At 63.8% G+C, this 20,705-nt stretch carries 22 protein-coding genes; 12 read left to right on the top strand and 10 right to left on the bottom strand.

All coding sequences use genetic code 11. The annotated features are described in order from the left end of the window. The first annotated feature begins 382 nt into the window (after positions 1–382). The 4 genes from sppA to lhpI all read left to right on the top strand — a co-directional run bounded on the left by sppA (position 383) and on the right by lhpI (position 3,076). The gene (sppA, locus tag C7441_RS10365; RefSeq protein WP_170125082.1) at positions 383–1,339 is read left to right on the top strand and encodes a signal peptide peptidase SppA; all 957 of its coding nucleotides are present in this window, start codon (positions 383–385) and stop codon (positions 1,337–1,339) included. Positions 1,340–1,420: 81 nt separating this feature from the next. Beyond that, positions 1,421–1,702, top strand: a complete 282-nt coding sequence (locus C7441_RS10360; RefSeq protein ID WP_019172803.1) for an integration host factor subunit beta — start codon at positions 1,421–1,423, stop codon at positions 1,700–1,702. Between the two features lie 45 nt (positions 1,703–1,747). Beyond that, complete coding sequence (locus C7441_RS10355) at positions 1,748–2,074, top strand: lipopolysaccharide assembly protein LapA domain-containing protein (protein WP_019172802.1); 327 nt, start codon at positions 1,748–1,750, stop codon at positions 2,072–2,074. A gap of 36 nt (positions 2,075–2,110) precedes the next feature. Continuing rightward, positions 2,111–3,076 (top strand): bifunctional Delta(1)-pyrroline-2-carboxylate/Delta(1)-piperideine-2-carboxylate reductase, encoded by a 966-nt coding sequence (gene lhpI / locus C7441_RS10350; protein ID WP_109612804.1) that lies wholly within the window; start codon positions 2,111–2,113, stop codon positions 3,074–3,076. Positions 3,077–3,240: 164 nt separating this feature from the next. Here lhpI and C7441_RS10345 read toward each other — a convergent pair whose 3' ends face one another. Continuing rightward, entirely contained in the window at positions 3,241–3,633 is a 393-nt protein-coding gene (locus C7441_RS10345) for a DUF1801 domain-containing protein (RefSeq protein WP_170125081.1), read from the bottom strand. Positions 3,634–3,887: 254 nt separating this feature from the next. On the opposite strand from C7441_RS10345, the gene C7441_RS10340 reads away from it, so the two are divergent. The 6 genes from C7441_RS10340 (at position 3,888) to C7441_RS10315 (ending at position 10,021) form a co-directional block, all read left to right on the top strand. Continuing rightward, the gene (locus C7441_RS10340; protein WP_109612802.1) at positions 3,888–4,955 is read left to right on the top strand and encodes an RsmD family RNA methyltransferase; all 1,068 of its coding nucleotides are present in this window, start codon (positions 3,888–3,890) and stop codon (positions 4,953–4,955) included. Beyond that, a complete protein-coding gene (locus C7441_RS10335) occupies positions 4,952–5,800 on the top strand; it encodes a TrmH family RNA methyltransferase (protein ID WP_109612801.1) in 849 nt (282 codons plus the stop codon). The genes C7441_RS10340 and C7441_RS10335 overlap by 4 nt, the downstream gene beginning before the upstream one ends. Next, entirely contained in the window at positions 5,797–6,285 is a 489-nt protein-coding gene (gene lspA / locus C7441_RS10330) for a signal peptidase II (RefSeq protein ID WP_109612800.1), read from the top strand. Before C7441_RS10335 ends, lspA begins: the two co-directional genes overlap by 4 nt. A gap of 86 nt (positions 6,286–6,371) precedes the next feature. Next, positions 6,372–8,645: an ATP-binding protein gene (locus C7441_RS10325; RefSeq protein ID WP_109612799.1), complete on the top strand. Its 2,274-nt coding sequence runs from the start codon at positions 6,372–6,374 to the stop codon at positions 8,643–8,645. A 184-nt stretch (positions 8,646–8,829) separates the two neighbouring features. After that, positions 8,830–9,654: a l-ornithine N(alpha)-acyltransferase gene (gene olsB, locus C7441_RS10320; protein WP_170125087.1), complete on the top strand. Its 825-nt coding sequence runs from the start codon at positions 8,830–8,832 to the stop codon at positions 9,652–9,654. 7 nt (positions 9,655–9,661) lie between these two features. After that, positions 9,662–10,021: an MmcQ/YjbR family DNA-binding protein gene (locus C7441_RS10315; RefSeq protein ID WP_019172792.1), complete on the top strand. Its 360-nt coding sequence runs from the start codon at positions 9,662–9,664 to the stop codon at positions 10,019–10,021. A 2-nt stretch (positions 10,022–10,023) separates the two neighbouring features. Here the strand turns inward: C7441_RS10315 and C7441_RS10310 are convergent, their stop codons facing one another. After that, the gene (locus tag C7441_RS10310) at positions 10,024–10,656 is read right to left on the bottom strand and encodes a trimeric intracellular cation channel family protein (RefSeq protein ID WP_019172791.1); all 633 of its coding nucleotides are present in this window, start codon (positions 10,654–10,656) and stop codon (positions 10,024–10,026) included. A gap of 123 nt (positions 10,657–10,779) precedes the next feature. Next, positions 10,780–11,415: a nucleotide exchange factor GrpE gene (gene grpE / locus C7441_RS10305; protein WP_109612797.1), complete on the bottom strand. Its 636-nt coding sequence runs from the start codon at positions 11,413–11,415 to the stop codon at positions 10,780–10,782. Positions 11,416–11,660: 245 nt separating this feature from the next. Here grpE and C7441_RS10300 point away from each other — a divergent pair, with 245 nt between their 5' ends. Next, entirely contained in the window at positions 11,661–11,867 is a 207-nt protein-coding gene (locus tag C7441_RS10300; RefSeq protein WP_019172788.1) for a hypothetical protein, read from the top strand. Positions 11,868–11,877: 10 nt separating this feature from the next. On the opposite strand, the gene C7441_RS10295 is transcribed toward C7441_RS10300, so the two are convergent. From C7441_RS10295 to cysG, 5 genes are read right to left on the bottom strand one after another with little or no spacing between them, the layout of a single operon-like run. Further along, a complete protein-coding gene (locus C7441_RS10295; protein ID WP_109612796.1) occupies positions 11,878–12,414 on the bottom strand; it encodes a DUF934 domain-containing protein in 537 nt (178 codons plus the stop codon). A 10-nt stretch (positions 12,415–12,424) separates the two neighbouring features. After that, the gene (locus C7441_RS10290; RefSeq protein WP_109612795.1) at positions 12,425–13,168 is read right to left on the bottom strand and encodes a phosphoadenylyl-sulfate reductase; all 744 of its coding nucleotides are present in this window, start codon (positions 13,166–13,168) and stop codon (positions 12,425–12,427) included. Then, positions 13,143–14,813 (bottom strand): nitrite/sulfite reductase, encoded by a 1,671-nt coding sequence (locus C7441_RS10285; protein ID WP_109612794.1) that lies wholly within the window; start codon positions 14,811–14,813, stop codon positions 13,143–13,145. The genes C7441_RS10290 and C7441_RS10285 overlap by 26 nt, the downstream gene beginning before the upstream one ends. Positions 14,814–14,831: 18 nt before the next feature. Further along, a complete protein-coding gene (locus tag C7441_RS10280) occupies positions 14,832–15,140 on the bottom strand; it encodes a DUF2849 domain-containing protein (RefSeq protein ID WP_019172785.1) in 309 nt (102 codons plus the stop codon). Next, the gene (gene cysG, locus C7441_RS10275) at positions 15,137–16,585 is read right to left on the bottom strand and encodes a siroheme synthase CysG (protein ID WP_109612793.1); all 1,449 of its coding nucleotides are present in this window, start codon (positions 16,583–16,585) and stop codon (positions 15,137–15,139) included. The genes C7441_RS10280 and cysG overlap by 4 nt, the downstream gene beginning before the upstream one ends. Before the next feature lie 290 nt (positions 16,586–16,875). Here cysG and C7441_RS10270 point away from each other — a divergent pair, with 290 nt between their 5' ends. After that, positions 16,876–17,322: a baeRF12 domain-containing protein gene (locus tag C7441_RS10270; protein WP_019172783.1), complete on the top strand. Its 447-nt coding sequence runs from the start codon at positions 16,876–16,878 to the stop codon at positions 17,320–17,322. Positions 17,323–17,371: 49 nt separating this feature from the next. On the opposite strand, the gene C7441_RS10265 is transcribed toward C7441_RS10270, so the two are convergent. Next, a complete protein-coding gene (locus C7441_RS10265; protein WP_019172782.1) occupies positions 17,372–18,115 on the bottom strand; it encodes an SDR family NAD(P)-dependent oxidoreductase in 744 nt (247 codons plus the stop codon). Between the two features lie 75 nt (positions 18,116–18,190). Then, positions 18,191–20,455, bottom strand: coding sequence for a transglycosylase domain-containing protein (locus C7441_RS10260; RefSeq protein ID WP_109612792.1), 2,265 nt, complete (start codon positions 20,453–20,455; stop codon positions 18,191–18,193). Positions 20,456–20,705: the final 250 nt, after the last annotated feature.

Here is a 20,705-nt window from a genome sequence, read left to right as displayed (position 1 = left end):
AATTCGGCTTCCGGCTGCGGAAACCGTCATCATCACGAATATCCCGCCCCCGCAAAGGAAGCATCAAACGGCCGAAAGCCACAAAAATGTGGCGTTGCACTTAAAACTTCAACGGCACGCGCCGAAAAAACCGCGCGCGACCCCATGCGATGTTTGGCAGTATCGAGCCGAATACAGGCACCGTGTCCCTGCGTATTCACCATACGATTGGACGAAAACCACCCCCGCCAGCCTCGACTTACACGGCAATATGGTTACTTTTACGTGAAAAGTCAGCCCCCAGATGATCCAACTCGTCCCGGAACGGCACGCGTGACGAAAGCGGTAGCCGAGAGTGCGGAGCTGAACTAGATAGGTGAGTTTCCGCAACCGCGAGGCCAGCATGGTTATGAGAGCCGACGACATGATCGACCGCCGCCGTCTGCGGCGAAAACTGACTTTCTGGCGCGTGCTGGCGATCCTGATCGCGGCCATCGCCATCGCCGCCGCGTCGATGTGGATTTATGGCGACGAAGTCGGCACCAGCGCCAGCCACATCGCCAAGGTGGAAGTCACCGGCACCATCACCGAAGACGAGGACCTGTTGGACCGCCTGGAGCGTATCCGAAAGTCGCCGGCGGTGAAGGGCGTTATCCTGTCGATCGACTCACCCGGCGGCACAACCGCCGGCGGCGAAGCGATATTCGACGCGGTGCGGCGGCTGGCCGCGGAAAAGCCGGTGACGGCGCAGGTCGGCACACTGGCGGCTTCCGCCGGGTACATGATCGCCACCGCCACGGATCACATCGTCGCGCGCAAGACCTCCATCGTCGGCTCGATCGGCGTGCTGGTGCAATATCCGGACATCAGCGGGCTGATGGACAAGCTCGGCATCAAGCTGGAAGAGATCAAATCCACCCCGCTGAAAGCCGAGCCCTCGCCCTTCAAGCCGACCTCGGACGCCGCGCGGGACATGATCCGCGCGATGATCCTCGACAGCTATGACTGGTTCATCGGCCTCGTCGAAAGCCGCCGCCCGCTGACCCGCTCCGAGGTCGTCGCGCTGGCCGACGGCTCGATCTTCACCGGCCGGCAGGCGCTGCAGAAGAAGCTGATCGACGAGGTCGGCGGCGAGCAGGAGGCCGTTGCCTGGCTGGTTTCCAAGGGCGTGGACGACAAGCTCAAGGTGATCGAGTGGAAGCCCAAGAGCGGCAGCGCCACCAGCCTGTTGCTGGGCAGTTCGCTGGGCAAGATCGTGGGACGCGTGCTGGGCGTGCCCGACTACGGCGACGAACTCATCCGCAAGATCGGCGGCGAGCGGTTGTTTCTTGACGGTCTCGTATCGCTCTGGCACCCTTGAATCTTCGGCGGGCGGGCGTAAAAGCGAATAAAATCATCCGCATACTCTTTAACGAAAAGCCTTTTGGCGGGGACCGCGCTCATGATCAAATCCGAACTCGTTCAGATCATTGCCTCTCGCAATCCACATCTGTTCCTGCGGGACGTCGAAAACATCGTGAACGCGATCTTCGATGAAATCACCGACGCCCTGGCTGACGGCAACCGCGTGGAACTGCGCGGCTTCGGCGCATTCTCGGTCAAGAACCGCCCGGCCCGCGTCGGACGCAACCCGCGCACCGGCGATTCAGTAGAGGTCGAGGAGAAGTGGGTGCCCTTCTTCAAGACGGGCAAGGAACTGCGCGAGCGGCTGAACGACAAGTGATGTATTGGCGAAGCCGCCGTCGCTTCGCCCTGACTGGAATTTGAAATGCTCAATCGCGTCCTGCTGATCGTCATCCTCGTACCGCTCGCCATCATCCTGATCGCGCTGGCCGTCGCCAACCGTGCTCCGGCCGACTTCACGCTCGACCCGTTCAACCCCGGAAATCCGGCACTGACGATCCAGGTGCCGCTGTTTGCGCTGCTACTTGCCGCACTGGCGCTGGGTGTGATCGTGGGCGGCATCGTCACCTGGTTCCGGCAAGGCCGCTATCGCAAGCTGGCACGCGTGCGCGGGCAGGAAATCCAGATCCTGAGCGAAGGCAAGCCCCGCCCGCCTGCGAACGGCGGCAATCTTCCGGCCGCCAAACCCTGAGCGACGGCAGCCCTTTCCAGAAAGAGGTTTTGAACCATGCAGATGATTTCGGCCGCCGAGGTGGACCACGCGCTCAGCTTTCCCGGTCTGGTCGAGACACTGCGCAAGGCTTTCCATGACGGCGCCATCCAGCCGGTTCGGCACCACCATGCGGTCGAGCATGCGACCGGCGCCGATTCCACGCTGCTGCTGATGCCTGCCTGGACGGATTTCAACGCCGAAGGCGTCAGCGGCAACGGTCATATCGGCGTGAAGATCGTCACCGTATCGCCCGACAACAACGCCATCGGCAAACCGGCGGTGATGGGGCTCTATTTGCTGCTCGACGGCACCACGGGCGAACCGCAGGCGCTGATCGACGGCCAGCGGCTGACGCAATGGCGCACGGCCTGCGCCTCCGCGCTTGCCGCGACTTATCTCGCTCGCGAAGACGCCTCGCGCCTGCTGATCGTCGGTGCGGGCGCGGTCGCCCAGTTCCTTGCCCGCGCACATGCGGCGGTGCGGCCGATCAAGCAGGTCAGCATCTGGAACCGCACACCCGCCAACGCCCAGAAGGTGGCAAACGAGCTTCGCGCGGAAGGTTTTGACGCCATCGTGAGCGACGATCTCGATGCGGATGCGGCGGAGGCCGACATCATCTCCTGCGCCACGATCTCCAACACGCCGCTCATCAGGGGTAAGGTGCTCCAGCCCGGAACCCATATCGATCTGGTCGGCGCATTCACGCCCGACATGCGCGAAAGCGACGACGAAGCGATCCGCCGCGCACGCGTCTATGTCGACACCCGCGCCGGCGCCACGAAAGAGGCGGGCGACATCGTGCAGGCCCTGGCCTCCGGCGCGCTTTCGGCCGACGGTATCGTGGCCGACCTGCACGAACTGGCGCGCGGCCAGAAACCCGGCCGTCGCAAGGCGGAAGAGATCACCCTGTTCAAGTCCGTGGGCGCGGCACTGGAAGACCTGGCGGCCGGCATCGCGGTTTACGAAGCGCTGAAGCGTTAGAGCATGTTGCAGCCAGGTGGAATCACCTAGCGTCGCCACATGCGGCAAAATCAATTAGATAGACCATGATGCCGCCGCCCGAAAACCGCTTCACGCTTTTCGGCATCATGGTCCAGGCCGTAAGATTCTCGAATGCGCGGCGGCGGGGGTGCCGCACGCCGTTGTCAGGCTGAAGCCGCATTCAGCGTCACGGCAGCGCGTATGAGCGCCTTGAAGGCATCCTCGTTCAATTCTTCGCCTTCGCGAATATCGATCGCACGCCTGACATTGCCGTCGAGACTGGAATTGAACAGGCCTGAAGGGTCTTCAAGCGAGGCCCCCTTGGCAAAAGTCAGTTTCACCACGCTCTTGTAGGTCTCGCCGGTGCAGATCATTCCGTCGTGATACCACACCGGAACGCCACGCCATTTCCACTCCTCGACCACTTCGGGATCGGCCTGCCTGATCAGGCCGCGGACATGGGCAAGCATCCTGCCTCTCCAGTCATCCAGTTCCTCGATCCGTGCGTCGATCAGCCGAGAAGGCGATTCTTTCATGGGCGCTGCGCTCGTTTTCATGATCCCGGCACCTCCTTTAGCCGTTTTCGCATGTGGTCGGCGTGCAAGACGGCAGCGAAGCCACAGGCATGCCAACGCTCTGGTTGCCTATCATCGGACACCAACCAGGCGCCCGCAAGGTCAAGGCGCTGCGCAAGGTGAACGCGTGGGGATGACGGATCGTAACGGAAACGGCCCACGCGCGACTTCCGGTCCGGTTGCGGAGCATCCGGCCCTGTGCCAAAAGCGGCTTGACCGATCGGAGACCACATTCCTTGAAGAGCCCGCGCGACAAACGCCGCGATAATCGTGCGCAACCACCCCGCAAGGGAGGTTCAGCGCCGACGCCCGTCCGCCCGCGTGACGAGCCACGCCCGGTTGCAACGGCCGAATCTGCGCCTGAATCGAATGCCGCTGCCCGCAAGATCGTTCGCCGCGAAGGCGCGTTGCCCGCCGAACGGTTGCCGGTGATCCTCGAAGTTGCGCCGAACGACGATTATGCCCTGCTCGACAGCGGCAATGGCGAGAAGCTTGAGCAATACGGCCCCTACCGCATCGTGCGCCCCGAGGGTCAGGCGATCTGGCAGCGCGCGCTGCCGGCGAAGGAATGGAACAATGTCGATGCCGTCTTCACCGGCGACACCGACGAGGAGGGCATGGGCCGCTGGCGCTTTCCCAAGGCACCTCTCGGCGAGACCTGGCCGATGCGCCATGATGGCATCGACTATCTCGGCCGCTTCACCTCCTTTCGCCATGTCGGCGTGTTTCCCGAGCAGGCCTCGCACTGGGACCACATGGCCGGGCTGATCCGCGATGCCAGACGCCCGGTGAAGGTGCTGAACCTGTTCGGCTATACCGGCCTTGCCTCTCTCGTAGCCGCGCGCGCCGGCGCGGAGGTGACCCATGTCGATGCCTCGAAGAAGGCCATCGGCTGGGCGCGGGAAAATCAGGAGATCGCGCGCCTCACCGACAAGCCGATCCGCTGGATCTGCGAGGACGCGATGAAATTCGCCGAGCGCGAGGAACGGCGCGGCAATGCCTACGACATCATCCTGTTCGACCCGCCCGCCTATGGACGCGGGCCGAAGGGTGAAGTGTGGCAGTTGTTCGAGGACCTGCCGGCGCTGACCGACATCTGCCGGTCGATCCTAACGCCGAAGCCGCTCGCGGTGGTGCTGACGGCCTATTCGATCCGCTCCTCCTTCTTCGCAATCCATGCGCTGATGCGCGACACCTTCGCCGGCATGGGCGGGGTGGTGGAGTCGGGCGAACTCATCATCCGCGAAAAATCGGCAGGCCGCGCGCTTTCCACATCCCTCTTCTCACGGTGGCTGGCAAAATGAGCGAGCATCGCGCTCCCGGACGGGTCAAGGAAGTCACCAGCCTCGCCAATCCGCTGGTGAAAGAGATCAAGGCGCTGGCGCTGAAGAAATTCCGCGACCAGCAAAACGCCTTCATGGCCGAAGGGCTGAAGCTCGTCATCGACGCGCTCGACCTCGGCTGGGAAATCAGGACGCTGATCTTCGCCAAGGCCGGACTTGGCAATCCGACCATCGAGAAGGTGGCCGCGCGCACTGTTGCCGCCGGCGGCACGGTGCTGGAAGTCTCCGAAAAGGTGCTGACCTCGATCACCCGGCGCGACAACCCGCAAATGGTGGTGGGCGTGTTCGCGCAGCGCTATCTGCCGCTGAAGGACGTTCGCCCGAAGGATGGCGACGTGTGGGTGGCGCTCGACCGCGTGCGCGACCCCGGCAATCTCGGCACCGTCATCCGCACCGTGGATGCGGTGGGCGCCAGGGGTGTCGTTCTGGTCGGCGAAACCACCGATCCCTTCTCGCTGGAAACGGTCCGCGCCACCATGGGCTCGATCTTCGCCGTTCCGGTGGCCAAAGTTACCCCCGAGGCATTCCTGAACTGGCGCAAGGGCTTTTCCGGCCTCGTCGTCGGCACGCATCTCAAGGGTGCTGTGGACTATCGCTCGGTCGATTTTTCGGGCAAGCCCGTCGTGCTCATGATGGGCAACGAACAGCAGGGCCTGCCCGACACGCTGGCCGAAAGCTGCGATCGGCTGTTGCGCATTCCGCAAGCCGGGCGTGCCGATTCGCTCAACCTTGCGGTCGCCACGGGCGTCATGCTCTACGAGATCAGGCGCGGCGCGCTCAGCCTCGACGCGAGAGCCGGTGCATGAGCTGGAGATCGCTGCTGCCCTACGGCCTGATTGCGCTGCTGGCCATCATCATCGATCAGCTTGTCAAATATCTGGTCGAAACCCAGCTTTTCATGCACGACAAGGTCGATATTCTGCCCTTTCTGGCGCTTTATCGCACCTATAACACCGGCATTGCCTTCTCGATGTTCTCCTCCTTCGGCGACAAGGGGCTCATCCTGATGTCGCTCGTGGTGGTCGTCTTCGTGCTCTATCTGGCCTTCCGCACCGGACCGAAACAGGTGCTGGCGCGCATCGGCTTCGCGCTCATCGTAGGCGGCGCGATAGGCAACCTCATCGACCGCACGCTTTATGGCTATGTGATCGACTATATCTTCTTCCACACGCCGGTCTGGTCGTTTGCCGTCTTCAATCTGGCCGACGCCTTCATTTCGGTCGGTGCAGTGTTGGTGCTGGTCGACGAGCTTTTCGTCTGGCGGCGCCATAGGGCTCTTCCACCTTCCTGATGCATGCGGCGACGTCCGCCGCCGATCCGTAAAATTCGAGATATCCTTCCAAAGCTTCCCTAAGGCCCGTGACGTAGGATCGGACCATGGAGACGCAGACCAAGCTCGACTATGAGAACACGGCCCCGGCGGAAGCGCCCGCGGGACGGGTCATAGCGCTGCCTCTGCGCAAGCCGCTCGCTCCGCCTCCGCCGGCGCCGGAGCCTCCGAAATACGCTTCGCCTGGCCTCACGCACGCCCTGATTGCCGCGATCCTGACTTTCGCGATACTCGCCTGGCTCACGAATGCATCGCATGTCGTCAGCCTCGGCCTGCTTGCGATCGGGGTGGTCGGTCTTTCGCTGGCCGTGGCATTGCGTGCCAGGACCCACGCCAGCCTGACTGAAGCCGCAGCACCGAATCAGGAAGAGATCGAAGCCCTCGCCGACCGCATGTGGGAGATGCAGGAAAGCGAGGAACGCTTTCACGGCCTCATCGACGCGCTGGGCGATCTCGTCGTCCATCGCGATCGCGAGGGCCGCGTCGTCTACGCCAATCGCGTTTTCGCCGATCTTCTCGGTCTGGAGCCGCGTGAACTGACCGACCGCACGCTTGCCGAACTGGGCGTGGAGGTCGCGGTCGTGCCCGACGCCGCCTTCGCCGACGGCGAATGCCTGAGCTCCACCGATGTCGTCATCCACGCCGCCGGCAGCCAGCGCTGGTTTTCCTGGATCGAGCTTTCCGTGCGCGACAAGGATAGCGACACCGTTTCGCACCGCGCCATTGCACGCGACATCACCGCCCGCAAGCGGGCCGAAACCGCACTCATTCATGCGCGCGAGCGCGCCGAGCATGCCAGCCAGGCCAAATCACGCTTTCTGGCGACGGTAAGCCACGAAATCCGCACACCGATGAATGGCATCATGGGCATGGCCAAGCTGCTGGCCGACACCGAGCTTTCGCTGGAGCAGCGCACCTATGTCGGCGCAGTCTCGACCTCGGCGAGTGCGCTCCTGGCGCTGATTGAGGACCTGCTCGACTATTCCAAGATCGAGGCGGGCCGCTTCGAGCCCGAGCCGCAGCCAATGTCGCCGCGCGAGATCGCCAGCAATGTGGTCGAATTGCTTGCCTCACGCGCCTATGCCAAGGGCATCGGGCTGGGCTGCCATATCGCCCCGGACGTGCCGCAGATGATCACCGCCGATCCAGGCCGCTTGCGGCAGGTTCTGCTCAACCTGATCGGCAATGCCATCAAGTTCACCGATGCCGGCGGCGTGTTGTTGACCGTCCGCCGCGCCCCCGACGAAAAGGCGAACATGCTCAACTTTGCCGTCATCGACACAGGCGAAGGGCTGCATCAGGCCGATCTGGAGCGCATTTTCAATGAGTTCGAACAGGTCGACGACACCCCGACGCGTGCCCATGGCGGCGCCGGGCTGGGCCTCGCGATCTCGCGCCGTCTCGTCCAGTCGATGGGCGGCGAGATTACCGTCAGGAGCACCAGAAACGAAGGATCGGAATTCGCCTTCACCGTTCCGGCGAACGAGCCGACACCCGGCGACATTCGCGGCGATGTGCTGACCGGACGGCGAGTGGTGATGTTGTCCAACAACCGCATCGAGGCGCAGGCCATCGCGCTCACCGTCGAAGCCCATGGCGGCACGATGCTGATCGCGGACACGGTGACGCAGGCAGCCACGCTGGCGGAGGGCTGCGATACGCTGCTGGTGGATGCCGCATTGGAAGATGCCGAGGGCAATATGCTGAAGCGGCTGCGCCGCAGCGGCTTCGCCACGGCCGAGGCGATCACGCTGATCGCACCGACGGACCGGGGCCTGCTGGGTGAATTCCGCCGCAACGGCTACCCTATCTTCCTCGCCCGGCCTGTGCGGGGGGAAACGCTGTTGCGCGTGCTTCTGTCGGCAATCGCCCGCGATGTGACGTCCTCTGCCTCGACGCACCCCGCCATCCCGCCTGCCGGGGAACCGGGCGACCGGCGTGTTCTGTCGGTGCTGATCGCCGAGGACAACGAGATCAACGCGCTGCTGGCGCGCGCCGCCCTTGTCAAGGCCGGGCACAAGGTGGATGTGGTAAGCAATGGCCGCGCGGCCGTGGAAGCCACGACGGGGCACAAGCCACGCTATGACGTCGTGCTGATGGACTTGCACATGCCGGTGATGGACGGGCTCGACGCCATAGCGGCGATTCGCCGGCACGAGGAAGAGCACGGGATCGTGGCACTTCCCATCCTGGTGCTTTCGGCCGACAGCCAGGAAAAGACCCGACATTCGGTGCTGGCGCATGGCGCCACGGGCTTCGTCACCAAACCGCTCGATCCCCACATTCTGGTGCGGGCGGTGGCGGAGCAGGCCGAAGGCTGAGCGCCTTTCATCCACAACGCTTAGCCGGCATCATTGCCTCGCATTGCTCCTTGCCGGCTATCGCGATACAGTCACAATCCTGTTGCACTCTGCCACTATTCCGCTGCATGTGGACTGGCTCGAAGGAGAAACATCCGTGCAGACAGTGCTGCCGAATCGCGACGCTTTCACCGAGGCCAACGGCATTGCCGCGCAGCAGGAATGCCAGAGCCGGCCGCTCGGCCGCATCGGCTCGCTTGAGGTGCGGCTGGCGCAGCACGCGGACGAGATCGCGGCCGCGCAAGAGGTACGCTACCGCGTCTTCTATGACGAGCTTGGCGCGAAGCAGGACGAGGCACAGGCGCTGGATCGCCGCGACGCCGACCGCTTCGACGCCATTTGCGACCATCTGCTGGTGGTCGACACCGCCCTCCCCGGCCCCGAGCACAAACGGATCGTGGGTACTTACCGGCTGCTTCGGCAGGAAAAGGCGGTCGCGGCAGGCGGCTTCTATTCCGAAGACGAGTTCGAACTGAAGGAGCTGATCGCCCGCCATCCCGACCAGCGTTTCCTGGAACTTGGGCGCTCCTGCGTGCTGACCGAATATCGTTCCAAGCGCACCATCGAAGTGCTGTGGCAGGGTATCTGGGCCTATGTGAACCGCTACGACATCACGGTCATGGCCGGCTGCGCATCGTTCCAGGGAACCGATCCGGCCGCCCATGCCGAGGCGCTGTCCTATCTCGCCCATCATTGCCGCAGCGACGGCGACTGGGAAATCCGCGCCGTGCCCGCCCGCTACCACCGCATGGACATGAAGCCGGCGGACGCGCTCGACCTCAAATCGGCACTCGCAGCGATGCCGCCGCTGGTGAAGGGCTATCTGCGCCTTGGCGCACGCATCGGCGACGGCTGCGTCATCGATGAGGATTTCGGCACGGTGGACGTCTTCGTCGTGCTGCCGGTACAGGCGATCAGCAGCCGCTACATCAACTATTACGGCAGCGACGCACAGCGTTTCGCTGCCTGAGCCAGCGATGGCCGAGGCGTTTCCGAAAGCCTTCGACAAGCTGCGACGCGCGGCGGAAGGCTTGCCGGAAATTATCGAGGCCACGTCCTATGGCACGCCGGCGCTAAAGGTGGGCAAGAAACTGCTTTGCCGGGTCAAGGATGCCGGCACGGTGGCGATGGTTTGCGAACACGAAGACAAGGAAATGCTGCTTTCAGCAGCCCCTGACCTCTATTTCGAGACCGACCATTACAAGGGTTGGCCCTACATCCTGATCCGTATCGAGGCCATACCGCTCGATGAACTGCACCTGCGACTTGAACAGGCATGGCTGCGGCAGGCCCCCCGGTCGCTGGTCAAACGCTGGCAGGCGCGGCACGCCCTATAAGTTCAGGGGATATCTTCCGGGCGGCGGCCGGGCCGGCTCTTGTAGGTCGAGAACGACCAGCCGAATTTCAGCGCACCGCCGCGCACGATAAACGCTGCGGCAAAAGCCAGCGAGGCGGAAAGAGCTTCGGGCACGCCGAGCACACCGGCAAGCATGAAGACGGCAGCCCCGGTCATGGCAGCGGTCACATAGATTTCCGGCCGCAGCAGCACGGAAGGCTCACCCGCCAGCAGATCGCGCAATATGCCGCCGAAGGTCGCCGTCAGCATGCCCGTGATGATGGCCACGGTGGGCGAGCCGGTTGCCGCGAGCCCCTTTCCCGCGCCCATCACCGAATAGGCGGACAGACCGATGGCATCGAGCCACAGGAGAAGCTTGTAGCGCGATTCGACCAGATGCGCGGTGAAGAAGACGATGACTGCAATGGCCGCGCAGACCATCACGTAATGGGGGTTCCGCACCCAGAAGACCGGCGCACCGAGGATGAGATCGCGCAGCGTGCCGCCGCCGATGCCGGTGGCACTCGCCAGGAACAGGAAGCCGATGATGTCGAGCTGCTTGCGCGAGGCGGCCAGCGCGCCGGTGGCGGCAAACACCGCCACGCCTGCGTAGTCGAGAAGCTGAAATGGGGTCATCGCGCCCGTCCCGTTATTGCTGACGGGCGCTGATCGGTTCAGCACGCAATACCGTCACCCAGCGTCGAAGATGCGCGATCGCTGAAACGCATGCAACCACGCCCGGGAGCCGATGCAGATGCGTCAGGCGTCCTTTTCGGCCTGTTCGTTGATCGGGCCGGGCTCGGCCGCGGCTTCCGCCGGAGCCTGCTTGGGTCCGTCCTTGGAAACGCCGACCATGGCAGGCCGCAGAACGCGCTCGCCGATCGAATAGCCGCTCTGGACAACCTGCACCACCGTGTTGGCCGGAACGCTCGGGTCCGGAACCTCGAACATCGCCTGATGGAAATGCGGGTCGAACTTCTGGCCCTGCGGTTCGAGCTTCTTGACGCCGTGGCGTTCCAGCGCGGAATGCATGGCGCGCTCGGTCATCTCCACGCCTTCAAGCAGGGCCTTGAGGCCGGCATCGTCGCCCGCGCGCGCGTCGGCCGGCACAGCTTCGATGGCACGACGCAGATTGTCGGAGACGCCGAGCATGTCGCGGGCGAAATTGGCGACCGAATAGGCGCGCGCATCCTGCACGTCGCGGGCGGTGCGCCGGCGCAGATTCTCCATGTCGGCGGCGGTCCGAAGGGCGCGGTCCTTGAGCTCTTCGTTTTCCTTCATCAAGCGCACGAGCACTTCATGGTCGCTCTCATTGCCGGCCGGCTTGCTTTCGGCGGCAGCGTCCGCAGCCTGTGCCTCTTCGGGCATGTGTTCGTGTTTTTCCTGATCGCTCATCGCTTATCCCGTCATTTTCTGAAGAATAGGAAGATCGCGCCCGATATCGAGGTTCGCAGCCCAAAAATCAAGGGTTGCCACCGACAGGCCTGCCCTGTGGAAAGCGAACGGCATACCCCGCCAATATTTGCATTTTTAGTTAAATCTTAACCATGCCGGCCGGTTACTGTGGCGGACGCTGCGTCAAAAAGGAACAATAAGAGGGCACAACGAGTTTCCGTCCCAAAGAACAAAGGTTTTGGGAAATGGCCCGTGGCAACAACAACAGAACGTCTGATGCCCTGGCACTTGAGATCAGGCGACAGTTCGGCTCCGACGCCGTGAAGCGCTTCGTTCGCGCCCTACCGGCCTTCAAGGTCGATCAGGAACTTCCTCGCAAGATCCGGGACTTGCTCGGCAAGCTGGACCATGCGGAAGATTCCGGAATGGACGGTTTGCGGCGCAAAAACTAGGTCGAACACCTCATCTCGATGCGGCAACACGACGCCAGGCATAATTGCCGCCTTTGCCGACCTGCTTTGCGGCAGGCTGGTAATGGATCGGCAAGCCGCCTGTCTGCCCCGCTTCCAACCGGGCAAGCAGCGTGGGATGCGAGACTTCGAACTCGTCGAAGCCGACCCGCAGCATATGCGGCAACTGATCTACCAGCACCTGGCCCGTGGCGCGCACGACGCCCTGGAAGCCGTGGCGGCTGCGCAGAAGCTGCGCCTTGGAAAAGGAACGGCCGTCGCTGAAGGCCGGAAACGCCAGCGCAACCAGCGAAAGCTGATTGAGCAGCCCGGCAATCGCTTCCAGCGGATCGCCCGGCTGCAACAGTACGCCCAGCCGCGCGCGAGCGCTCTCACGCGCTTGCGGGTCGAGATCGAGGAAGGTCCGCAAAGGTAGAATCACGCGCCCGTTGCCATTGTCGAGCGCTTCCGCACTTTCGGCGTGGCCCCAGTCGTCCTCGCGGAACCCTTGTGATGTCCACAGGCGCGGCTGCGCTTTGGTTTCAGGCATCAGATGTTTCCTAGTTGCTCAATGCGCGGTCGAGGCCGGCGAGATGAATGCCGCATTCGGTCTTGGCCTGCCCGGCCCAGCGTCCGCTGCGCGCGTCCTCGCCCGGCTTGACGGGTTGCGTGCAGGGAAAGCAGCCGATCGACAGGTAGCCATAGGCAACCAGCGGATTTTCCCGCAGGCCGTGGTCGCGCATGTAATCGGCAAGATCGCCCGCGCTCCAGCGCGCCAGCGGATTGATGCGGATGCGCGGCCCCACCGCCTCGAAAGCCGGCAACGCCGCGCGCGTGGCAGCCTGGAAGCGCTTGCGGCCGGTGAACCATGCGCTGAATGGCTCCACGCCGCGCGCCATCGGCTCGACCTTGCGGATGGCACAGCAAGCGTCGGTGTTCGACAGGTGCAGCTTGCCATCGGGGTCGTCGCGCTTCAGTGCGGCCTCCTCGGGGGTGACGATGCGCAGATTGCTCAGGCCAAGGTCGGACGCCAAGGCGTCGCGATATTCCAGCGTCTCGCCAAAATGCTTTCCTGTATCCAGGAAGATCACCGGCAGGGCGTGGTCCACCTGCGCAATCATATGCAGCAGCACCGCTGAATCAGCACCGAAGGACGAGACGGCCGCGATCTCACCGGCAAACTGCCGGGTCACCGCCCGCTCGATGATTTCGCGCGGATGCAGTTCCCCGCAGGCCGCATTCAGCGCCTCGGCGCGGGCCAGCGCATCGGCCTCGGCGTCAAGCGGCCTTGGCTTCGCTGCCATAGAGCGCCTCCTTGAACGGGGCAGCCCCAAGCCTGCGATAGGTGTCGATGAACCGTTCCGAGCTGTCGCGGCGAACCCGCAGATAGGTCTCCACCACGGTTTCGATCGCGTCGGTGATTTCTTCCGGCCCGAAACCGCGACCGACGATCTCGCCGATGGTCGTGTTTTCGTCCGCCGAGCCGCCAAGCGTGACCTGATAGAGTTCCGTGCCCTTCTTCTCGACCCCCAATATGCCGATATGGCCGACATGGTGATGTCCGCAGGCATTGATGCAGCCGGAAATCTTCAGCTTCAGTTCACCAATGTCGCGCTGGCGCTCCAGCGAGGCGAAACGTTGCGAAATCTCCTGCGCCACGGGAATGGAGCGGGCATTGGCCAGTGCGCAATAATCCAGTCCGGGGCAGGCGATGATGTCGGTGATAAGTCCGGAATTTGCCGTCGCCAGCCCGATTTCGGCGAGTGCATCATGAACGACCTTGAGATCGGCGCGTGCCACGTGGGGCAGGACAAGGTTCTGCTCATGGCTCACGCGCAACTCGTCGAAGCCATATTTTTCGGCGATATCGGCCACCGCCTCCATCTGTTCGGCGCTGGCGTCACCCGGCGTCTCGCCGATGCCTTTCAGCGAAATGGTCACGGCCGCATAATCCGGATTCTTGTGCGTGGTAACGTTCCGGTCCAGCCATTCGCTGAACGAACGGCTGTCGAGGCGGGCAAGCTTTACCTGCTCATCGCCTTCCGGGCGAGCCGGCAGCAAAGGCGGCGCGAAATAGGCGGCGATTGCCCGCACATCCGCCTCCGGCAGCTTCAACTCGCCATCCCTCAGGCTTTTCCATTCGGCCTCCACCTGACGGGTGAGTTCTTCCGCGCCGGTCTCATGGACCAGAATCTTGATGCGCGCCTTGAACTTGTTGTCGCGGCGGCCGTGCAGATTGTAAACGCGCAGGATGGCCGTGGCATAGGACAACAGGTCCGCTTCCGGCAGGAAGTCGCGGATCTTCTTCGCCACCATCGGCGTGCGCCCCTGCCCTCCGCCGACATAGACGGCAAAGCCGAGCTCGCCAGCTTCGTTGCGCTTCAGGTGCAGGCCGATGTCATGCGTCTTGATGGCCGCTCGGTCGCGCTCGGCGCCAGTCACCGCGATCTTGAACTTGCGCGGCAGGTAGGAAAACTCCGGATGCACCGACGACCATTGCCGCAGGATTTCGGCATAAGGGCGCGGATCGGCCACCTCGTCGGCCGCCGCACCGGAAAAATGGTCGGCCGTGACATTGCGGATGCAGTTTCCTGACGTCTGGATCGAGTGCATCTCGACACTGGCGAGATCGGCCAGGATAGCGGGGACATCCGCCAGCGCCGGCCAGTTGTACTGGATGTTCTGGCGCGTGGTGAAATGGCCGTAGCCCTTGTCGTATTTGCGGGCGATGTGCGCCAGCATGCGCAGCTGGCGCGAATTCAGCGTGCCGTAGGGGATCGCCACCCGCAGCATGTAGGCGTGGAGCTGGAGATAGACCCCGTTCATCAGCCGCAGCGGCTTGAACTGGTCTTCTGTGATCTCGCCGGCAAGCCGCCGCTCGACCTGATCGGCGAACTCGGCGACACGGGCCTTCACGAATTCATGGTCGAACTCATCGTAACGATACATGGTTTTCGTCTCTCGGTTTCACGCTGCCTGCGAAACGGGCGGCCGCGCCTGCTTGCCATGGTCGACCCGGTTGGTGGGCCCGGCCGCACGGATCTGCTCGCGCAGCCGTAACGGGCGGATCCCGCCATCCACGACCTGCACGTCGATCAGCGCGGCATCGACCACCTCGTTATTGTCGGTGGCGGCCCTGGCGATTGCCTCAAGATGCTCCTCGGCTGCCTTATCAGCCGCGATCTCGGAGCCCTCAATCGTTTCGGACCAGCGATGCGCGGCCGAAAACCAGACGGCTTCTCCGTCGACCAGGCGATTGGCGGTCAATACCTTCATGTCAGGCTATCCTCGAAACTGCGGTTTGCGGCCTTGGCGCGCTGGCCGGCGAGCGGTTCGGAGCCGGTGAAGTTCGCGCCAGCGACGGCGTCGCCGATGATGGTCATGACCGGGCCGGTCAGGTCTGTGCGTGCCTCCAGCGAGGACAGGTCGGCCAGCGTGCCGTGGAACTTGCGGCGTCCGGCCAGACTGGCATTCTCCACCACCGCGACGGCGGTGTCGGGCGCGAGGCCCGCCTCAATCAGGCGGGTGGCGACATCGGCCGCGACCGACCGGCCCATATAAACGGCAACCGTCGCACCGGAAATCGCGAGCTTCGCCCAGTCCGGCAGCGACTTTCCCTTCAGATCATGGCCTGTGGTGAAGACCATGGACGAGGTGACGCCACGCAAGGTGAGCGGCAGCTCGAAATCGGCAGCGGCGGCAAAGGCGGAAGTGACGCCCGGCACCACCTCATAGGAAATGCCGGCATCGCGCAGCACCTGCATCTCCTCGCCTGCCCGGCCGAACACCAGCGGATCGCCTGACTTCAGCCGCACGACGCGCTTGCCCTGCCGCGCCAGTTTCACCAGCAAAACGTTGATTTCGGCCTGCGATTTGGAATGGCAGCCCTTGCGCTTGCCGACCGGCAGACGGTCGGCATCGCGCCGGCCCATGGCAATAACCGCTTCCGGCACGAGCGCATCATAAGCGATCACATCCGCTTCCATCAGGTGACGATGCGCGCGCAGGGTGAGCAAATCCTCCGCGCCCGGCCCCGCGCCCACCAACGCGACATGGCCGGTTGCCGCCTTGTCCCCATGGAGCAGTTCTGCGGCTGCGCGGCGCGCATTCTCCAGCTCGCCGCGCTCCAGCGCGCGCGCGGGCGCGCCGGCAAAAAACTCCCGCCAGAAGCGCCGACGCGCAGTGCCTTTCGGCAACAGCGCCTCGGCAGTCTCCCGGAAGGAACTGGCCAGACCCGCAAGCTGCCCCAGCGACGGCGACAGCAAGCGGTCGATCTTTGCGCGCACCATTTGCGCCAAGACCGGCCCCGCGCCTTCCGTGCCGATGGCGATGGCGAGCGGTGCACGGTTGACCAGTGCCGGCGTGAAGAAGTCGCACAGCTCGGGCCGATCCACGGCATTGACCGGGACGCCGAGCCTGCGCGCGTCGTTGGAAACGGTACGATCCTGCACGACATCACCCGTTGCGACGAAAACCATCACCGCGCCGGCAAGATGACCTGCCCGATAGGGGGCATTGATATGGCTGACGCCGTTCTGCGCAATCCACGCGGCAAAGTCCGCTTCCAGACGATCCGATACCACAAGCAGTCGCGCGCTCGATTGCGCCATCAGCCGGGCCTTGGCGAAGGCTTCCTCGCCACCGCCGATGATGACCACGGCTTGCCCTTCGACCCGCATGAAAACGGGGAATGTGTTGAGCTTCGCGGACGGCTTGGTCATGGCAAAATCTGGGGGTTCCTAGCGTGCCGGAATTTGTAGCCCGCACGCCTCGAGACCAGAAGAAACCCACTCGCGTCACCGGATGGCGGAAGCAATCGCTTTTGCGTCGGCCTTACCGGGACGAGAAAAATAATCCTCCGGCCACCGACAACGGCGCCTCGTTCGGCGAAACCGTTTCAGCGGAAGATCAGGCGACCGGCCGCACTGCCTTTTCGGAACATCCTCAACACCGGCGCGTTTCAGGGACGGGGCCTGAAAACGAAAATCAACCAACCAGACGAGGAGACGAGATGAGCGGCATCAGATTGAAGCACGGCACATGGGTTCTCGTCGCGGACGGAGAAAAAGCGCTTTATCTGCGCAACAAGGGCGATGTGGATTACCCCGACCTCAACGTCGTGGGCGGCCTGCAGGAGCGAAATCCGCCCACCCGCGAACAGGGCAGCGACCGGCCAGGCCGGATGGACGGCGCCAACACGCCGCGAAGCTCCATGGAAGACACGGACTGGCACCGCATCTCCAAGGAACGGTTCGCCGACGAAATCGCCGAGCAGCTCTACGCCATGGCGCATCGCAAGGAATTCGAGCACATCGTTCTGGTCGCGCCGCCGGTGGTGATCGGCGAGCTACGCAAGAAGCTTCACAAGGAGGTCGACGCGCGCGTGGTGGCGGAGGTCCCCAAGACGCTCACCAACCATTCGGTCGCGGACATCGAGAAAATCCTCAGCGAGAACTGATCCGTTCCGCAAACGGCCTGTCTTTCCAGGCGGGCCGCAGCGTCTCGCGTCAGACGTGCTGGCCGCCATTGATGTGGATTTCGGAGCCGGTGACATAGGACGATTGGCCCGAACACAGGAAGAAGATGATGTCGGCCACTTCCGCCGTCGAGCCAAGCCGGCGCAGCGGGATGGCTTCCACGATCTTCTCGGTTCCCGGCGACAGGATCGCGGTGTCGATCTCGCCCGGGGCGATGGCGTTGACGCGGATGCCGTGCGGGCCGAAGTCATGCGCCATCTCGCGCGTCAGCGAACCGAGCGCCGCCTTCGAGGTCGCATAAGACGTGCCCGCAAAGGGATGAACGCGGGTGCCAGCGATCGAGGTGACGTTGACGATGGACCCTTGTGCCGCCTCGAGTTCCTTGAACAGCCCCCGCGCCAGCATGATGGGCGCGAAGAAATTCACCTGGAAGACATCGCGCCAGACATGCATGGGCGTGTCCAGCGAGTTCATGCGGCTGCCGTCCTTGAGCTTCGGCGAGATGCCGGCATTGTTGACCAGCGCATGGAGCTTGCCGCCCTGGTCCTTCAGTCGGTGGCGGATTTCGGCGACGGCGCGACCGACATCCTCGGGATCCGCCAGATCGACCTTGATATGGTCCTCCGGGCCGGCCGGCCAGGGGCAGTTCTCGGCAAAGTCCTGACGCGAGCAGGTGATGACACGCCAGCCCTCATGCGAAAAGCGCTTGACGGTAGCGTGGCCGATGCCGCGGCTGGCGCCGGTCAGAACAATGGTCTTTCGAGTGTCGGTCATGATGCGATCTCCCGTCCGCTATGTAGACGATGGAGACCGCGCTGGCGAGTGGCGGTTTGGCCGCAGCCCCTCGCGTCAGTTGCCGAGGATGACGTCGAGGATCGAGCCTTCCCGCCGCACGACCGGCCCACCGACATCGGCGGACGGAACCGGGCGACCTGACGCGGACGGCACTGCGGCCTGCGGCCGGGGAATGAAGCCGGCATCGCGATCGGCCGCGTCGATTGCCGCGGTCACGTCGGTCGGCTCACCCTGCCCTGCCGGAGCGGGGAGATTGCCCGATGCCATCGGCACGTCCGGCAAAAGGCCCGGATCGGCCAGAGGTTCGTCGGCCGGTTGCGGCTTCCATGTGCCCGGCAGCGGCGCCACCGGCACGCCTTCATGCGCGGCGACCATGAATTCATGCCAAGCCTGTGCCGGCATGGCGCCGCCCGTCACCTTCTTCATCGGCTTGCCGTCGTCATTGCCGAACCAAACGCCGGTCGTGAGGTTTGAGGTGTAACCGACGAACCAGGCATCGCGCGAATTCTGGCTGGTGCCGGTCTTGCCGGCGGACGGCCAGTTGAACGCGGCCTTGCGCGCGGTGCCCGCTTCCACGGTGCCAGCCATCATGGCGTTCATCATGCCCACGATTTCGGGGCTGATGACACGCGGCGCGTTTGTGTTGGTGTTCTCATAAAGCACCTCGCCCGAGGTCGATGTGATGCGCTGGATGAAATGCACTTCGGGGCGGTAGCCGCCATTGGCGAAGGGCACATAGGCGGCGGTCAGCTCCAGCGGCGTCACCTCGGACGTGCCGAGCGAAATCGACACATTCGCCTGCAGCGGCGATTCGATACCCATGCGGTGCGCCGCCTCGATGACGGCCTGTGGGCCGACCTCCATGGCAAGCTGGGCGGCCACCGAATTCAGCGACTTGGCCAGCGCCGTCGCCAGCGTGACCTTGCCGAAATATTTGCCGCCATAGTTGTTGGGCGTCCAGTTGCCGATCTTGATCGGCGCGTCGTTGCGGATGCTGTCGGGCGTGCGACCCTGCTCCAGCGCCGCCAGATAGACGAAGGGTTTGAAGGTGGAGCCGGGCTGGCGGCGTGCTTCGGCGGCGCGGTCGAACTGGCTGTTGGCGTAATCATAGCCGCCGACCATGGCGCGCACGGCGCCGGTGTTGTCGATGGACACCAGTGCGCCCTGGCTGACATCGAGCTTCTTGCCTTTGTCGTCGATCAGGCGGCGGATCGACTTTTCCGCAAGATTCTGCAGGTTCAGGTCGATGGTGCTGTCGACGATGATGTCGGAGCGCACTTCGCCGATCAGGCCGGGCAGTTCCTCCATGATGCGGTCGGCCACATAGTGCTCCGAGCCGGTCCAGTAGGAGGCGGCGCGCGAGGCCGGCGTGCTCATCGCGGTCGCCAGTTCCTTGTCGGAGATCATGTTTTCTTCGCGCATGGCGCCAAGCACAAGCTGCGCGCGCGCTTCGGCCGCCTTGGGATCGCGCGCCGGCGAAAGCCGCGACGGCGCCTTCAGCAACCCGGCCAGCAGAGCCGCTTCGGCGAGCGTCACATCGCGCGCGCTCTTGCCGAAATAGCGGCGCGAAGCCGCCTCCACGCCATAGGCGCCCGAGCCGAAATAGACCCGGTTCAGGTACATTTCGAGGATCTGGTCCTTGGTGTGCTTCTGCTCCAGCCACAGCGCCAGCAACACCTCCTGCACCTTGCGCTCGATGGTGCGGTCCGGTTTGAGGAACAGGTTCTTGGCAAGCTGCTGGGTCAGCGTCGAGCCGCCCTGCGAGACGCGTCCGCGGCTGAGATTGCCCACCAGGGCACGCGCAAGGCCGAACGGATCGACGCCGAAATGCGAATAGAAGCGGCGGTCCTCGATGGCCATGACGGCCTGCGGGATATAGGACGACATTTCATGCAGGCCGACGGCTTCGCCGCCGGTCATGCCGCGATTGGCCAGGAGTTGGCCGTCGACCGAGACGATCTTCACATTCGGTGGACGGTCGGGAATGGCCCAGGTGGTGGAACTGGGCATCTGCGCGCCATAATAGACGACGATGCCGGCTGCCGCGATGCCGGCCCAGATGGCCAGCACGAAGGCCCAATAGACAAGCCGGCCGATGCCGCCGAAAAAGCCGCGGCGTTTCCTGGGCTTGCCCCGGCGCTGCTTCGGCTCCGCCCGCTCGGCCCTTTGTACCTTTTCGGCCTTGCGGCGCGGCTCGGGCGCGCGGCTGCGCCGCGTGGGAATGACGCGATCGTCCTCGCTGACCGACAGGCCCGACGCGTCCTCACGGTCGCCCGGTCTGTCAAAAGTCGGTTCGATGCGGGTGTCTCTTTTCGCCATACGACTGCGCTGTCCGTCCCATCCTTGAAGGGGTCGAGTGGACAGTAAATGCGGCGATTTAACGGGCGATTAAATCAGTTTTAAGAAAAGTCACAGGATTTCAGAATGTTACAGCCACAAGGGCGATCCGGGACCCCGTTCCGTCAGCGCCACCTGCCGCAGGTATGGGCGGCGATGCAATCCGGCAGTTTCACATGGCGAATTGACGGCCGTTCGCCGGGCTCTATCTGACCCCTTCTGCGGGGTTCCA

It is taken from the genome of Pseudaminobacter salicylatoxidans (assembly GCF_003148475.1).
Taxonomy (GTDB): Bacteria; Pseudomonadota; Alphaproteobacteria; order Rhizobiales; family Rhizobiaceae; genus Pseudaminobacter; species Pseudaminobacter salicylatoxidans.
The sequence above is the reverse complement of the archived record's forward strand: the minus strand, read 5'-3'. Positions and strand labels throughout refer to the sequence as shown.

Coding starts and splice junctions, on each gene's coding strand:
- sppA (WP_170125082.1), top strand. CDS start 383: ATGGTTATGAGAGCCGACGACATGATCGACCGCCGCCGTCTGCGGCGA.
- C7441_RS10360 (WP_019172803.1), top strand. CDS start 1,421: ATGATCAAATCCGAACTCGTTCAGATCATTGCCTCTCGCAATCCACAT.
- C7441_RS10355 (WP_019172802.1), top strand. CDS start 1,748: ATGCTCAATCGCGTCCTGCTGATCGTCATCCTCGTACCGCTCGCCATC.
- lhpI (WP_109612804.1), top strand. CDS start 2,111: ATGCAGATGATTTCGGCCGCCGAGGTGGACCACGCGCTCAGCTTTCCC.
- C7441_RS10345 (WP_170125081.1), bottom strand. CDS start 3,633: ATGAAAACGAGCGCAGCGCCCATGAAAGAATCGCCTTCTCGGCTGATC.
- C7441_RS10335 (WP_109612801.1), top strand. CDS start 4,952: ATGAGCGAGCATCGCGCTCCCGGACGGGTCAAGGAAGTCACCAGCCTC.
- lspA (WP_109612800.1), top strand. CDS start 5,797: ATGAGCTGGAGATCGCTGCTGCCCTACGGCCTGATTGCGCTGCTGGCC.
- C7441_RS10325 (WP_109612799.1), top strand. CDS start 6,372: ATGGAGACGCAGACCAAGCTCGACTATGAGAACACGGCCCCGGCGGAA.
- C7441_RS10315 (WP_019172792.1), top strand. CDS start 9,662: ATGGCCGAGGCGTTTCCGAAAGCCTTCGACAAGCTGCGACGCGCGGCG.
- C7441_RS10310 (WP_019172791.1), bottom strand. CDS start 10,656: ATGACCCCATTTCAGCTTCTCGACTACGCAGGCGTGGCGGTGTTTGCC.
- grpE (WP_109612797.1), bottom strand. CDS start 11,415: ATGAGCGATCAGGAAAAACACGAACACATGCCCGAAGAGGCACAGGCT.
- C7441_RS10300 (WP_019172788.1), top strand. CDS start 11,661: ATGGCCCGTGGCAACAACAACAGAACGTCTGATGCCCTGGCACTTGAG.
- C7441_RS10295 (WP_109612796.1), bottom strand. CDS start 12,414: ATGCCTGAAACCAAAGCGCAGCCGCGCCTGTGGACATCACAAGGGTTC.
- C7441_RS10290 (WP_109612795.1), bottom strand. CDS start 13,168: ATGGCAGCGAAGCCAAGGCCGCTTGACGCCGAGGCCGATGCGCTGGCC.
- C7441_RS10285 (WP_109612794.1), bottom strand. CDS start 14,813: ATGTATCGTTACGATGAGTTCGACCATGAATTCGTGAAGGCCCGTGTC.
- C7441_RS10280 (WP_019172785.1), bottom strand. CDS start 15,140: ATGAAGGTATTGACCGCCAATCGCCTGGTCGACGGAGAAGCCGTCTGG.
- cysG (WP_109612793.1), bottom strand. CDS start 16,585: ATGACCAAGCCGTCCGCGAAGCTCAACACATTCCCCGTTTTCATGCGG.
- C7441_RS10270 (WP_019172783.1), top strand. CDS start 16,876: ATGAGCGGCATCAGATTGAAGCACGGCACATGGGTTCTCGTCGCGGAC.
- C7441_RS10265 (WP_019172782.1), bottom strand. CDS start 18,115: ATGACCGACACTCGAAAGACCATTGTTCTGACCGGCGCCAGCCGCGGC.
- C7441_RS10260 (WP_109612792.1), bottom strand. CDS start 20,455: ATGGCGAAAAGAGACACCCGCATCGAACCGACTTTTGACAGACCGGGC.